The organism is Sedimenticola thiotaurini (genome assembly GCF_001007875.1).
Taxonomy (GTDB): Bacteria; Pseudomonadota; Gammaproteobacteria; order Chromatiales; family Chromatiaceae; genus Sedimenticola; species Sedimenticola thiotaurini.
On sequence record NZ_CP011412.1, the window covers coordinates 1,843,976 to 1,858,996 of the forward strand.

At 53.8% G+C, this 15,021-nt stretch carries 10 protein-coding genes and 1 tRNA gene; 6 read left to right on the forward strand and 5 right to left on the reverse strand.

Translation table 11 applies throughout. The features are described from left to right. Positions 1-1,409: 1,409 nt before the first annotated feature. Complete coding sequence (locus tag AAY24_RS08425; RefSeq protein ID WP_046859308.1) at positions 1,410-2,801, forward strand: sensor histidine kinase; 1,392 nt, start codon at positions 1,410-1,412, stop codon at positions 2,799-2,801. A gap of 22 nt (positions 2,802-2,823) precedes the next feature. Here the strand turns inward: AAY24_RS08425 and AAY24_RS08430 are convergent, their stop codons facing one another. From AAY24_RS08430 to AAY24_RS08440, 3 genes are all read right to left on the reverse strand, one after another. Then, positions 2,824-3,234, reverse strand: a complete 411-nt coding sequence (locus tag AAY24_RS08430; protein WP_046859309.1) for a DUF4118 domain-containing protein — start codon at positions 3,232-3,234, stop codon at positions 2,824-2,826. Positions 3,235-3,969: 735 nt separating this feature from the next. Continuing rightward, positions 3,970-4,677 carry a response regulator transcription factor gene (locus AAY24_RS08435; protein WP_046859310.1) on the reverse strand — a complete coding sequence of 236 codons (708 nt, stop codon included), beginning with the start codon at positions 4,675-4,677 and terminating at the stop codon, positions 3,970-3,972. 536 nt (positions 4,678-5,213) lie between these two features. Beyond that, positions 5,214-5,303 (reverse strand) — tRNA-Ser (locus tag AAY24_RS08440). A 389-nt stretch (positions 5,304-5,692) separates the two neighbouring features. Between AAY24_RS08440 and mltF the strand changes: the two genes are divergently transcribed. Beyond that, on the forward strand, positions 5,693-7,081 hold the full coding sequence (mltF, locus tag AAY24_RS08445; protein ID WP_046859311.1) for a membrane-bound lytic murein transglycosylase MltF: 1,389 nt from the start codon (positions 5,693-5,695) through the stop codon (positions 7,079-7,081). Positions 7,082-7,104: 23 nt separating this feature from the next. On the opposite strand, the gene tadA is transcribed toward mltF, so the two are convergent. Further along, positions 7,105-7,578, reverse strand: coding sequence for a tRNA adenosine(34) deaminase TadA (gene tadA / locus AAY24_RS08450; protein ID WP_046859312.1), 474 nt, complete (start codon positions 7,576-7,578; stop codon positions 7,105-7,107). A 473-nt stretch (positions 7,579-8,051) separates the two neighbouring features. Here tadA and AAY24_RS08455 point away from each other — a divergent pair, with 473 nt between their 5' ends. After that, a complete protein-coding gene (locus AAY24_RS08455) occupies positions 8,052-9,380 on the forward strand; it encodes an OmpP1/FadL family transporter (protein ID WP_046859313.1) in 1,329 nt (442 codons plus the stop codon). Between the two features lie 435 nt (positions 9,381-9,815). Here the strand turns inward: AAY24_RS08455 and AAY24_RS08460 are convergent, their stop codons facing one another. After that, a complete protein-coding gene (locus AAY24_RS08460) occupies positions 9,816-10,808 on the reverse strand; it encodes a tetratricopeptide repeat protein (protein ID WP_199930535.1) in 993 nt (330 codons plus the stop codon). A gap of 830 nt (positions 10,809-11,638) precedes the next feature. Between AAY24_RS08460 and AAY24_RS08465 the strand changes: the two genes are divergently transcribed. Genes AAY24_RS08465 through AAY24_RS08470 form a run of 3 tightly spaced genes read left to right on the forward strand, consistent with a single transcriptional unit; the run spans position 11,639 to position 14,963 of the window. Beyond that, a complete protein-coding gene (locus tag AAY24_RS08465) occupies positions 11,639-12,946 on the forward strand; it encodes a ferredoxin reductase family protein (protein ID WP_052761144.1) in 1,308 nt (435 codons plus the stop codon). Positions 12,947-12,970: 24 nt separating this feature from the next. Continuing rightward, positions 12,971-13,186, forward strand: a complete 216-nt coding sequence (locus tag AAY24_RS18890; RefSeq protein ID WP_082117085.1) for a 4Fe-4S dicluster domain-containing protein — start codon at positions 12,971-12,973, stop codon at positions 13,184-13,186. Positions 13,187-13,190: 4 nt separating this feature from the next. After that, complete coding sequence (locus AAY24_RS08470; protein WP_046859315.1) at positions 13,191-14,963, forward strand: FAD-dependent oxidoreductase; 1,773 nt, start codon at positions 13,191-13,193, stop codon at positions 14,961-14,963. Positions 14,964-15,021 lie beyond the last annotated feature (58 nt).

Here is a 15,021-nt window from a genome sequence, read left to right on the forward strand (position 1 = left end):
TTCTCCCAATGTCACATTTTTACCCGTACGAGTAGTGCTAACACCCGCCCGAATACCGCCAAACTAATTACCAATAACAATCTCGCCTAAAACGAACCTGCTTTATTGATCAGTGCTAAAGGACCCGTTCCCAATGATTAAAAACTTCTCCGACTCTCAACAGGTAATTGGCAAAGGAATCTGATGTCTCCACGCTACAATCGAAACGGCCGATACCTGACGAACAACCTATCCACGATGCGTTTCAGAAATTACGTGCGTAGTGTGTGCGCCATTCAATCTGCTGGCCAATCACAAAACCGTGAGCTCTCGAACTCGTGAATTTTCGTAGTTAATTGATCGGTATTTATAGACTGAGTAAAAAAGACTGCTGGCCTGATTACATCTCTGTGTCACATGGCATGAAGGAACGGAAAAATTATTTATGAAACGCACGCTTACAGAAAAGGAGGTCGGCCTGATGTGGAATAGATATTGGCGCTAATAACAGGCCAATTGACACCATTAGAATATCCTCATAAACCATACCTACCGATGACCAAAGAATGCTCCAGCAATCAAACTGAACTCCATTCCAAATGATCTGTGGACTAAGGAATCTTTCTGTTATCATGCCCCCGCCCGGATATGGCGAGGAGCGTCGGCCTGGTTATTTAGACAGAGTTTTAAATTGCCGGATCATTTTTGCGACAGTCATGCTTCAGTGAGACAAGCCCCTTTTGAAGGTTGCCAAGAGAGGCATTCAACGATTAACTTCCGGTTAGCCGGTTGGACCGATGCGAAATGCAGCCGAAGCACAGAAATTCCCACCTCTCAACAGGCGGGTTTGCATTGCACGACAGGCGTGCCTGTGTTGTCGATCTCTCAGAGACGAGTTGAACAACGATTAGGACGATAGGTTAACGGTGGGCCAGGTGATTAAAACGACTGGATAGTCCAGCATCAGCGAGCCGGGGTTCTGGAAAGGCCCGAATATATCTGGTTCCAGACAACCCCTACTACCAGTCGTCATCTAATCCAACCTATGGCCCGAGTAACTGGACTACTGATCTCCATCACAGAGTAGTCAGCTTACTACTGCACGTAGCGCAGGGACTCCGTATAGTCAACGTGTCTACCAACAACGAGGGAATTCATGCACAGCAAAGCTTTTTTTGCGCATACTTATCCGGTCATCGGGATAGGTGGCGGTTGTGGGCGTAGTAGACGGAGTCAGAATAACCGGCTACTGGCAATCAGACAGACATCGATAGCCGGACCGAACCATAGTGCCTTCCGGGTAGCCAGAAGTTTTAGATATCTCCAGATAATCAACCAAACAACCGCCCAGTGCGCACTGAAATGGTGCACACGGCAGACCGCTGTGCTTGCTACAGACCGTTACAAGACTACAGGGTGACCCGATAGTGATGGAATCCAAAAATAATTCCCTGCTACTTCAGAACAGCTTGTCCGCTCGCGTCATCGTCTATTCATTACTTGTGACGGTACTGGTTACCTCGCTAATGGCATTCCCCCTGGTGGCACACTACAGTGACAATTGGTTAAAGAACCGGGTGGCTGCCGCATACCTGATATCACTGGCAACGGAATCTTCTTCAGAAGGATCTGTTAACCGAAACCTGGAGCAACGCCTGTTAACACAGGCCAACGTATTAGGCATCACCATTCGAAAAGCCGATAACCAGACTTTTATGCTCGGCCCCGATATGCCGTTGGTTTTCGATTATCACCATGATCTGCGCTATTCCACCATGCAATCCACTCTGTCACTCCTGTTGAAAGCGACCATGGGTGGCGGCCAGAAGATAATCCATATCACCGATAACGCACCCGGTGCAGTCAGGGCACTGGTGGAGATTGATATCGGTTGCCACGAGCTGTTTTTACAGGCAATGGATAGTACCAAGCGGGCGCTCGGCACTGCTCTACTAACGGCGCTCCTGATGTCGATCTTTTTTTATGGATTTCTCCAGATTTCAGTTGTGCTACCACTTCAACATCTGACTAGCGGTATCCTTGCCTTTCGTGCTGACCCGAATGATGTTTCCAGAACTAATCTAGTTAGTGGTCGCATTGATGAGATTGGTATCGCAGAGGAAGCTTTCCAACAGATGCAGAACGATATTCGCGCCACACTGGTACTGCGCACCCGTTTAGCCGCTATAGGAATGGCGGTAACAAAAATCCAGCATGATCTAAAGGGTTTACTCTCATCCGTTATGGTTGTCTCAGATACCCTGGAGACAAGCCGGGATCCTGAGGTTCGAAGGATATTCCCCGGGCTGATAACCGCGATCGACCGGGCGGTGGAGTTGTGCCACAGCAGCTTAAACTTCGCGACAGAAGGCCCCCTCCGACTCGAGTTGGAAAAATTCAACCTGTTTACCTTCATCGAGGAGTTGTTCAAGGAGTGCAACTCGGGCAGAAAAGTAGCGCTCATTAATCAAGTTCCACCGGCATTGGTAATGGTAGGTGACAAGGCCCAACTCCGCCGTGTGATCGGCAATCTGATACTAAATGCGCTGGAAGCGGATTCCAGTAAGATCATCGTATCGGCCGTCATTCGGCAGGATAGGGTGGAAATTGATATTACAGACAACGGAACGGGGATACCTGAGAAGCTTAAATCCCAGATATTCAAGCCCTTTATATCTTCGACAAAAGCAGGAAATAGCGGACTCGGATTGTCAATCGCCAAAGATGTGGTTTCAGCACATGGCGGTACAATTTCGATTGTCGTATCAGAACCAGGCAGAACGGTATTCAGTGTACACCTACCGATTCCCGCGGATTATTAACATCTGATTAAGCTTTTACTGACTAGTCATGTGATTTGGTTTTCGACTCTATCTCCTCTACCAGTACCAGGTATCGGTTATTCGCAGAATGCATCGCATCAATAACCAGGCAGATCACAATTTCAGTAATGAAATAAAAAACCAGCAGCACCCAATCCTCAGTGACAAATTCGCTGATAGGGTGTGGGAAGAAAAACATTGAAGCGAGTACCCCTCCAAGTCCAGCCACCATAAGCCCCGGTCCAAGTCCACCTATGAGTGCGGCCAGGGCCGTAGCCGGGAAAAAGGTGATGAAAGGTGCACTTGCAGAGGTGTGCGAAGTGATTATAAGACGCAGTACAATCGCACCTATCACCAGCGCGATACCTATCAGATAGTGATTAAGACTACCAAGCGCCTCCTTATGCCTGATACTAAGCAACGGATACCGCATTAAAATACCTCACACCAAGTTCTCATTAATCGTGTACATCGACGCTTTACAGAATATGACAAAAACCTGCAACCAAACGTTCTGTTAGAAGCATAATTTAATTACAATATTCGAATATGGAAAAATAATTAATCTACTTTTCCACATTAAAGACAACTGCCAATTCAGAAGAGGGCTAACCTTACACACTAGTTAGATCGATGACCAGCATTTGCCACTGGAAACCACTAGCGTTCAAACCATCTGTTCGGTATCAGAGCCCCCTGACTGACTTTCAGCCGGGCAATATCGGCATAGCTGAAATCTTCATTTCCAAACCGCTATTTCTACAGTGAAGCCTATCCTTTCGTATGGATAGCTGATCTACCAAAGGCACTATTAAGGCCCTGCCACATCATAGAATTAGTCTGGTTAGCGGTGTAACCAGTGATCAGATATGAAGATATCTGTTTACGTATAATGCTTGTTAAAACCGGAACGGCAATTCATATCGGCCCGTGTCGCCGTTTTGAAATCCAACCAGCTATTGTTGGCAGTTGATGCGACCTGCTGGGCCAAGCCTTAGCAAGGGTATTAATATGGGTTGGGAATAGCGCTTACACGGACCAGCCTGAGAACGCTGACAATGGACCTTGCATGCTTGGCAGATAGAGTGCACCACTCCCTGAGCCGGCAAGTTAACGGTTTACAGGTTAATAAACCGGAAGTAACTGACGACACAGGCCGGGGTGGCGGTCATTCACCCCGACATGACATATGGTTTTCACCATCATTCAGTCGATAACCACCCGGTTCCGTTATTAGCATCCGGCGACCATCCTTGAGCGGGTCGATTTTCTGCCGCAAGCGATAAATATGGGTTTCCAGCGTATGCGTTGAAATTCCCGCATCGAACCCCCAAACAACATCCAGGAGTTCCTCGCGACTGACAACACCTTCCGTGCGACAAAGATGCTTCAGGATGGCCACTTCCTTATCGGTTAAACGTATTCGTCGACCATCACCGACTGTCAGGTATTTATCAGCCGGGCGAAATGTATAGGGCCCCATATTTATGGCTACATCATCATACTGGTGATGCTGACGAACCTGGGCGCGTATCCGGGCCAGCAATACACTGAAGCGAAACGGTTTAGCGATGTAGTCGCTCGCCCCGGCGCTGAGACCCAGTATGGTATCCTGATCGGAATCGAAACCCGTCAACATGATAATTGGCGTATTCACGCCACTTCGCCGCAGGGAAGAACAGACATCGATTCCATTGCCATCCGGCAGGCCGACGTCGAGGCAAATGGCATCGAATGACTCACTTTTAGCCCGTTCCAACCCCTTTTCAGCGGTAGCTTCCGTCACCACGATATAACGTTCGCGCTCCAGTTGTCCTGAGAGTGACTGAACCAACAGCGCATCATCATCAATAAGCAGGATTCGGTAATTGGGCATATTTTATTCCGGTAAACAAATTAAATCTCATCGACAATCGATCGGCATAGAATCTGCGATGCCTTTTTCCCTGAAGCAGGCAGACCAATTCGAGAGAAGATGTGAACTTTGGGAGTAATCTCTATTAACCCAACCGATTACAGCGACTCGCCAACCTAATCCCGGACGGTGGAAACAATCCGATATCGCTGATTTATGTCGGCATCAAATTATATATTGATCAGCTGATTATTCACCAGTCAATAAGCGTGAGTCTCTTGATAATTGTCAATCAAGTGTTGTTTGGATCGCCCTCATCTCTTGGACAGGCCACAGGCCGGGGAGTGACATATCATCGATAGGGTTCTACGACTCTTTTTCTGCCCGATCGGAGAGTGGGGCATCGGAGCCAGAGGGCTGGTCCGGTTTGGGTAAGCGGACTGGGTATGACGATCAACCAAGCTGGCCAGGGGAAGTGACGGCCAGGCTCAATTGAGCCATATATGGTGAGAGAACAGCCACTGACCGGCTGCGGATTAAAGACTTTGTAGTTAATTTGGCGGAGAGGGTGGGAGTCGAACCCACGGACCCCGCAAGGGGTCACTTGATTTCGAGTCAAGCCCATTCGGCCACTCTGGCACCTCTCCAAATTCTTTGCTGCTTTTTTAACGGTGCTGCGCACCGTCGAGTCAAGCCCATGACTCCGGGCATCCTGCCCTACGCCCTTCGGGCCGCCCTGCGGGCGTTAAAATCGCTCCCGGCGATTTTTGCGGCCACTCTGGCACCTCTCCAAATTCTTTGCTGCTTTTTTAACGGTGCTGCGCACCGCCGAGTCAGGCCCGCTACTTTAACTGAACCATCCGGGCAATGGCAGCAGAGGGGTGGCTATTATCCCCACACACCGGCCACATGGCAAACGCTGCCCGGGAGCCGATTTAGCGTTATGCTGGAACCTACTCTAAAATAGCCGGTCGATTGTACACGAATTCATTCAGCCGTTAACCTCGCCAAGGCGAAAAAAGGTACCCTGTCCAGCATGCGTATTCTCTGGATTCTGCTTGCAAGCCTGCTGCTCTCCAGTTGCAGCATCCCTAAACCCCTGATCGAGCGCATCAAGGAGGAGGGACAGCTTGTGGTGATCACCCGCAATAACCCCACCACCTATATTAAGGAAGGGGATACTATCCAGGGTCTGGAGTATGAACTGGTGGAGGGATTTGCCGCAGAGTTAGGGGTCACGGTCAAGTATGTGATCCTGGACAGCTTTGATGAGATTCTGCCGGCTATTGTGAGGGGTGATGCCCACTTCGCCGCCGCTGGCCTGACCGTCACCAGCAGCCGGGAACTGGCTGTCCGGTTTACCCCTGAATACCAGACGGTGACTGCCCAACTGGTCTACAAGGGCGGCAATCCGCGTCCCAAGGCCATCACTGATACGGTCGACGGTGTGCTGGAGGTAGTCGCAGGCAGCAGCCACGAAGAGCAGTTGGAACAGCTGCTGCTCGAGTACCCGGAACTGAGTTGGACCGCACAGCGCGGGGTTGAAAGCACGGAACTGCTCAACCTGGTCTATGAGGGGTTAATCGACTACACCATTGCCAACTCCAACGAAGTGGCCCTGGCCCGACGTTTTCATCCCGAACTTCGGGTCGCCTTCGAGCTGGGCGACGAGATGCCCCTGGCCTGGGCCTTCCCCCATGCCGAGGACAACAGCCTGTATAAGGCCGCCAAGGCCTATATCAGACGAATCAAGGAAGACGGCTCCCTGGAACAGCTGCTGGAGCGCTACTACGGTTATGTGGAGAAACTGGGTTTTGTGGACAATCGCACTTTTGCCCGACACATGGTACAGCGTCTGCCGCCTCTGATCCCCCTGTTCAAACAGGCTGCGGAAGAGAACGATATGGACTGGCAACTGCTCGCAGCCATCGGCTATCAGGAGTCCCACTGGAATCCCGAAGCGGTCTCCCCCACCGGCGTCAAAGGGATCATGATGCTGACCAATGCCACCGCCAAGCAGATGGGTGTGGAGGATCGTACCGACACAGCACAGAGTATCAGCGGCGGCGCCCGTTACCTGCGACGGATAGAGAAAAAACTCCCGGAGCGGATTCAGGAACCGGACCGGACCTGGATGGCTCTGGCCGGTTATAACGTCGGCTTCGGTCACCTGGAAGATGCCCGCATCCTCACCCAGCGGGGCGGTGGTGACCCGGACAAGTGGGCGGATGTAAAACAGTATCTGCCGCTACTGGCCCAGAAGAAGTACTACAAGACCGTCAAGCACGGCTATGCCCGCGGCAAGGAGCCGGTTCATTACGTGGATAACATCCGCAGTTATTACGATTTACTGGTGTGGCACAACCGCAAGCAGAAGAAGAAGACAACCCACGCAGTGATCGAGACCCTGCCGGCCGCCCTGTAACGCGCCTGCCGTCCCGGCTGTGTTCAGCGACGCGCACGAAAAAAGGCCCGCAACATCTCCGCGCACTCCTCCGCCAGCATCCCACCTTCGGCCTGCACATGATGGTTGAACCTTTCGTCTGATGGCAGCAGACGGAACACGCTGCCGGCGGCCCCACCCTTGGGGTCCGCCGCACCGAATACCACCCGGCTGACCCGGGAATGGACAATGGCCCCGGCACACATGGGACAGGGTTCCAGGGTGACGTAGAGGGTGGTACCGGGCAGCCGGTAGTTGTTCAGCCGCAGCCCGGCATCCCGCAGCGCCATGATCTCTGCATGGGCGGTCGGATCGCTGGCGGCGATAGGCCGGTTCCAGCCCTCACCCACCACTTCACCATCCTTGACCAGCACCGCTCCCACCGGCACCTCCCCTTCCGCCTCCGCCCGTCGGGCCAGGGTCATGGCGTGGCGCATATACATCTCATCCGCCGACAGCGGGGTCTGATTCTGATTCATGATCACTCGATTGTGCAGAATTCGCGAACATCCCAGGATGCTACCGGGTCAGGAGCCGGGCATTGCCGCGCTTCGGTAAGCCAACGGCAGGACGTATCAACGGTACAAACTGATCCGGCTACTTTACCAAATCAACGGCCATTCCGGTGTCAAAATCCACAACACAGGTGAACAGATTCGGGCAAAAAGCTGATTCGTATTATTTATAAGCGATAACGCTATCGCTTATCAGCCCCGCTAAACCTGCCAAAAACATCCCGGATTCCCGCTTTACCCGGGTAATTTCCCTAATAAATCATAGAGTCACATTATCCGTCAGCAAAGCATCTTGATTGCCCCGTTGCCACCGATACCCGAGAATCATCAACCCACTTTTACAGTGGCCGCCTGCCAGGCCTCCCTGCGATCGGAGAGAGAACGCATCGGGTCTTAAACCGTCGGGGCGAATTCAAACTTAATGGAATAAAATAATTATGAAGTATCAGAAGCAACTGCTGGCTGTCGTCCTATCAACCCTCTTCAGTTCCCTCACCTGGGCAACCAACGGCATGAACCTGGAGGGTTACGGAGCCAGGTCCAGTGCCATGGGGGGAGCCGGCATGGCCTTTGACACCGGTAACTCTGCCGTGATGAACAATCCCGCCACACTGGCCATGGTTCAGGAAGGAACCGCACGGTTCGGTCTGGGTGTACGCATGCTGGGACCCGATGTCAGTGCATCCATGCCCGGCACTCAGGCGGATTCGGATGGTACCGCCTACTATATGCCCTCCATCTCCTATATGCGCCGGGGCGGCAAATTCACCTATGGCGCAGCCGTGCTGGCCCAGGGCGGCATGGGCACCGATTACAGCGCCAACTCCTTTCTGGCGGCCGGCTCTGGTCAGGAGGTACGCTCGGAAGTGGGGGTCGGGCGTGTCATGCTGCCCCTGGCCTATGATGTCAATGAACGCCTCAATATCGGCGGCAGCTTCGATATCGTCTGGGCAGGTATGGACCTGAAGATGGCAGTGCCCAGTGCCAACCTGGCCGGGATGATTCGCAGCTACGACGCCGGCTGGACACCAGCGGTCACGACCGGATTCGGTGGTGCAACCTGGGGTCGGTTCGACTTCTCCAATGGCAACGACTACACCGGCAAGGCGCGTGGTTATGGGGTGGCCGGCAAGCTCGGCTTCACTTACAAGATGACCGATACCCTGACCATCGGAGCCACCTACCATACGGAAACAGCTATCTCTGACCTGGAGACCGACGGAGCCACCCTGAGTACGGACACCGGTGGTAGCATCACCGGCACCATCAAGGTGCGGGACTTTCAGTGGCCCGCCACATACGGTCTTGGTATCGCTTACCAGCCCAACGATCGCTGGCTGTTCGCCGCCGACTACAAGCGCATCAACTGGTCTGAAGTCATGCAGGCGTTCAGGATGACCTTCATCGAGCCCACCCTGGGCGCCATGGATGTCGCCATGCCCCAATATTGGGAAGATCAGCACGTGATCGCCCTGGGCGTGCAATACCAGTACAACGACAGACTCGCGTTGCGCTTCGGTTACAATCACGCCTCCAACCCGGTACCGGATACCTATCTGAACCCGCTGTTTCCTGCCATTGTGGAGCACCACATCACGGCAGGCTTCGGCTACCGGATGAGCGACAGCGACAACATCGGCTTTGCCCTCACCTACGCCCCCGAAGTGACCGCGGTCAACCCCAACGGCGGGGGCCCCGGCGTACCGGTGACCAGTGCGCACAGCCAGATCAACTGGAGCCTGAACTACGTGCACACTTTCCGTTGAGTGGGGCGCTGCTGCTGTTTCTCTGCCGGACAAGGTGCCCCTTGCCCGGCCAGGGGATAACCGACCGGGGGGGATGGAACAGCCGTGTGGTAGAGCGAAAACCCAACTCCACTAGCTTGCCGTTTTACTCTGGCTAGTCGGGCGCCGCACTTCACCGGTTTGCCTATCCCCCACGGCCGCACCGCAACTGCAGAGCCTGATGCGTCCTGACTTATCCGCGGTAAACGAGACCGAACCGGGTGATCGCTCGCTATGCCATCGGCCGGGGGGCAGGTTGCCGCTCCCCACACCACCACAACTGCACCAGTGAAATGTTGTCAGCCGGTCGACCAGCTGTTCCACAAGCTGAATCTGTTTCATCCCATAGCACCTGTTATCGTTAGTCGCTCTCGTATCCTGAATCAGGACAGTAATGCCCACAGACCCATTCCATCATTACATCTTCTCCGGCAGTTCCGCCGGCTGCCGTGGCTCGACAGTCAACATTTTGCGCCCCTGCCCGGTGGAGAGTGGGGTGTCTGTCACCGACGCCGACTGCATCGCCCGGGTCTGTGCCAAACGCCTTGCCGTTGTTTGAATCTCCTGTTGGTTCATCATTGGCGCCTTGTTCCAGAACGTCAGGGCTTTCAGATAAGCACGTTCAGCATCAGTCCATTGCCCACTCACCCGATACAGCTCACCAATATTGTGAAAAGCGGTAGCCACATCCCGGTCATCAATAGCAGCCGATGAATTTTCCAGCAGCGCGAAGGCTCGTTCGAGTTGGCGTTTTGACTCACCCACATTACCGGCATTCAGTTCCAGCTCCGCCAGTCTGTAGATGTCATCAATAATGTATGGATGATCTTCGCCAAAGGTCGCTTTCTTGATGACCAGCCCCTTCATCAATGCGGAACGGGCCGCATCTTTCTGGCCCCAGGCAACATACAGCGTCACCAATTCGTCAAACAGTGTGATCTCTTTCAGGGCATCCGGCGTTGCCTGTGAGCGATAGATAGCGAGCAGCCGGAACAGGTAAGTCTCGGTTGCCGGGTAATCCTTCAGTTCAAACGCCAGGCGTGATGCCAGATGTATGTAGCGGGCATTATCCGGTTGCAGGAATGCGGCCTCCCGGATCAGCTCGATTGCGGTGCCCTTATTATTGTTATTCACAAACTGCAACGCCAGCTTGTAGGCGGCCTCGGCAGCCTGTTGCTTACCGGTATCGCGAAGTTGTTCCAGCTGTGCCGTACTGGTGGCAGCGGCAATCACCGACAACCCGGATTCCGGGAGTGCGGGGTTGCGGTTTTCTTCCTCTTCCACCCGCACACTGGGTACCACGGAATAGTCTGACTCTGGTAACGGCGTATCGTACGGCACCGCCCAACAGAGGGAGGCTCCCAGAGAAGCTGGTATGACAAACAACTGACGGATAACTCTATGGCACATAGTCCCTACTCCTCAGATTACGAGATGCCGACTAGCATCAATACAGCGGAAATAGTGGCCATCAAACAGGGAGGAATTGAGGAGGAAACGAGGATATTTCCGGCAGTCTGACGCCGTCCTGGCGCGCTTCGATCCGGGACAGACCGGCCTTTCCTCAGTTCTTGCACACTCACTGCCAGTTAGCCCGGTAATCTCGCCTTTGGGTTGGAGCCATTCAACAGCACCAACAACCGTTGAGCCAATGAGTTCAGCAATCAGCAGACTGCCAACCGCAGTCACATCAGTTTACCGGAGAATAGTCATGCACCACCTATTGGTTATTACCACGACACTGGGTCTGCTTTTTTCATCTTTTGCCATGGCCCAGCGACCACCAGGTCCCGGCCGCCAGGGTCCGCCGCCGGAGGCGATCGAAGCCTGCGCTTCAGCAGATGCCGGAGAGAGTTGCCAGTTTTCCGGGCGAGACGGCGAAACGCTGCGAGGCACCTGCGAGTCCGGTCCCGATGAGCGGCTTGTCTGTTCACCCGAAAATGCCCCAAAACCCGGCTGAGGGTAGACCGATAATTTGTAACAGTACCCGTCCGGTCACGACGGGTGCTCTGTCAATCGCTGAATGGTTGGCTCACCGGCTCTGGACCCTTCAGCTCAGCGGGCTGCTGGTCAGGCCGTAGCAAGCGCGTCGGCAACATTAGTACTACGGCGCTGATCAACAGCAGTTAACCGCTTCAGTTTTGATTCTTAAGAAATGTCACACCACTACGATGACTCACGCTACAGTTACTGCTAAATCAAATTATTTCCTTCCTGCCGGGCCGGGCCGGAGGAGCCTGATGCTGGGCTACCTCTGTCTCCTGCCACTGCCATACCTGCTCACTTTTACACTGGATATGGCAGACAAGGGACTTTATGCCGGTCTGCTGACCGCCATAAACACCCTGGCCATGATGGCGTTCTATCTGCAGTTCCCACTGGGAAGTCGCCTGAAACGCATCCCGCTATTCGCCAATATCGACTGGAACATCACCCACCATAAAAAGATCGGCCAGTGGATTGGGATCACCATACTGCTGCATCCGATCCTTATCCTGGCACCCCGGTTCATGGTCTCCTTCGAGGACGGCATGCACAGTCTGATAACGGTTCTTACCGCTCCACAGATGCTTACCGGCATCATCGCCTGGGTCGGCCTGATACTCTGGATCCTTGCCGCCATTTTCAGGCAGCAACTCAAGTTGAGTTATGAAGTCTGGCGCTTTACCCACATGCTCGGGTTTGTGGCCATTGCAATCCTGGCCACACTGCACGTCATGTCCGTGGGAAGTCATGGCCAGTATGGAGAAACCTATAATCTGATCTGGTGGGCACTGGGCTACTTATCCGTCTCCATGGTTCTGTACAACTATATCGTCAAGCCTTTTACACTCAGATCCCACCCGTTCCGGCTGGTCGATGTATCACAGGTCAGTCGTACGGACTGGCAGGTAACCATCGAGAAAGATGCATCATCCGACTTTGACTTTCAGCCCGGCCAGTTTGTCTGGTTGAACACCAGCAAGCGAAGTGGCGGCGTCAGGGAGCATCCGTTCTCCATCGCCTCCTGTCAGGCTGACCTGCCCAGGATCTCATTCATTATCCGCAACCTGGGCGATTACACGTCCAGGCTGAACACACTTAAGATTGGACAACCGGTCTATGTGGACGGCCCCTACGGCAGCATCAGTCTGGCGGACTCGAGCCAGTCTGATGCCACTCTCCTCATCGCCGGCGGAGCAGGTATCGGCCCCATGCTGAGCCTGCTGCGTAGTTTGGCCCAGAACGGGGATCCCCGGCCAATCCGGCTGATCTACGGTAACAACGACCTGGATCAAATGGTGCTGCAGAAAGAGATCAAGGAACTTGAAAAGACCATGCCCGATTTCAAGCAGCAACTGGTCTGTGCGACAGCCACTGATCAGGATGAGATCTATCAGGGTGTAATCGATAAAACCTGCATTGAGCAGGTGATTCAAGGGCAAAGCCCAGGTGCCTGGAGTGTCTACCTCTGCGGCCCGGAAGCAATGATTACAGCCGTCAACAGAAACCTCAGGTTGTTGAATATACCCGCTGCAAATATTCATTATGAACAACTGTCGTTCTAACCACGGACTGAACAGGAACATAAAATGCCAATTAGTGAAATTGCCGGCTGCATAGGCTGCGAAACCTGTGTAAAGACCTGCCCGACCGACGTCATACAGTTCGACCATGACAAGCACGTCGCCTATATCGCCTACCCGGAAGATTGTCAGATCTGTCACCTCTGTCGACTCTATTGCCCGGTGAATGCCATCAGCATTACGCCGGAGAAATCGATTCCCGTAGTAGTTTCCTGGAGATAATCCCATGTCGGATAAAACCAAACTCTCAAGGCGAACCTTTATCGGTATCGCCGGCACTGCCATCGGTGCAACCGCTCTTGCCGCCAAAATGCCTGCCATGCCACCCATGGAACAACCACCAACCAGAAACAAGCCCACCATTGATGCGAAGAGTTTCCGGGATGAGTTGATAGAGACAGACGTACTGGTGATTGGCAGCGGTATTGCCGGACTGTTTGCTGCCGTCAAGGCCCACGATGCAGGTGCCAAGGTAGTGATGGTTTCAAAAGGCCGGCTGGGAAGTTCCGGCCTGACGCCGTTTGGAAAAGGTATCTTCAGCTACGACAAGAAGCGTGCCCGGATGACCCCGGACGAATACATGGCGAAAATTGCCGAGTCCGCCATTGGAACCAACAATCCCGTATTCACTCGCCAGCTCCTTGAGCATTCAGCGGACCGGGTCGCTGAATTAAGGGAGTGGGGTTTCTTCGACTCTCCATTGTGTTTTGAAAGTTTTTCCAAACCCATGCGTGAACGGAAAATCCCCATCATGGAGCGCATCATGATGACCCATCTCCACAAGGATCAGGGTCGGGTAGTGGGCGCTTCAGGCTTCAGCCTGGATCACAATACCCTGTACAACTTTTCCGCCAGAACGATCATTCTCTGCACCGGCTCCGGTGGCTTCAAGGCGAGTGGCTTCCCGTTATGTGACCTGACCCACGACGGCACCATAATGGCCTACAACATTGGCGCCCGGATCACCGGCAAGGAGTGGAATGACGGCCACCCGGCTTCCGCAACAAACTCAGGCTCCTGTTACGACAACTGGCATGGCCAGATCGAGGAGCGACCCAGCACGACCACAGAACAGATAAATCACCATCTCGGGGTTGATATGAACTACACCGCCTACGTCCAGGGTGGTCCGGTCAGCATGGGACCGGGTGGCGAAAAAACAGATAACGTGAACGACCCAACCCTGCCCCCGGGCCCCTATGTGCCGGAAGCATTCCGGCAGGCTGGTCCGCCGCCGCAACCACCTGCTGAAAAGCCGGGCCTGCTTGGACTGTTCAGCAAACCGCAACACCAGGGCCCTCCGGGGATGGGGGGGGAGTCGGTAGGGGGATCAACAGCCGGCATGGCCATACATAAGTCGGAAGGCCTGGTACCCATTGACGAGACCGGACTGAGCTCCATTCCCGGCCTGTGGGCGGCGGGGGATGCGCTTGGATCCCATATGTCCGGAGGCATCTATACCCAGATCGGCAGTTCCATGGCGGGTTCTGCGATACAGGGGGCACTGGCCGGGGAGGCTGCCGCAAAAGCCAGCCAGGGCGTAACCCGGATTTCCCTATCCGGGGAAAGAGTGGCGCAGGCCAAAGCGGAGATTCTCGCGCCGCTAAAACGGCAATCGGGCTACAGTCCGGCCTGGGTAACCCAGATATTACAGAGCGTGATGATTCCCAACTTTGTTCTGTACATCAAGAAAGAGCGCATGATGCAGGCGGCGCTGGCCTATGTCGAGGAGCTGAAAGAGCATCATGGCCCCATGTTAATGGCATCGGACCGGCACCATTTACGCCTCGCCCATGAAACCATGAACATGATCATGACGGCGGAGATGAAACTGAAGGCATCCCTGATGCGCACCGAAAGCCGCTGCAGCCATTACCGGTTGGATTGTCCCGACATTGATACCGAAAACTGGCAGGCCTGGATCCACATTTATAAAGATGAACAGGGTGAAATGAAACTGGCAAAGCAGCACTTCGATAAGTGGCCTGAATTTGCCTGATATCTCCCCCGGACAGACCGGGGAGATGCAACCGTTAAGCAGCCATGACGGCTGCTTA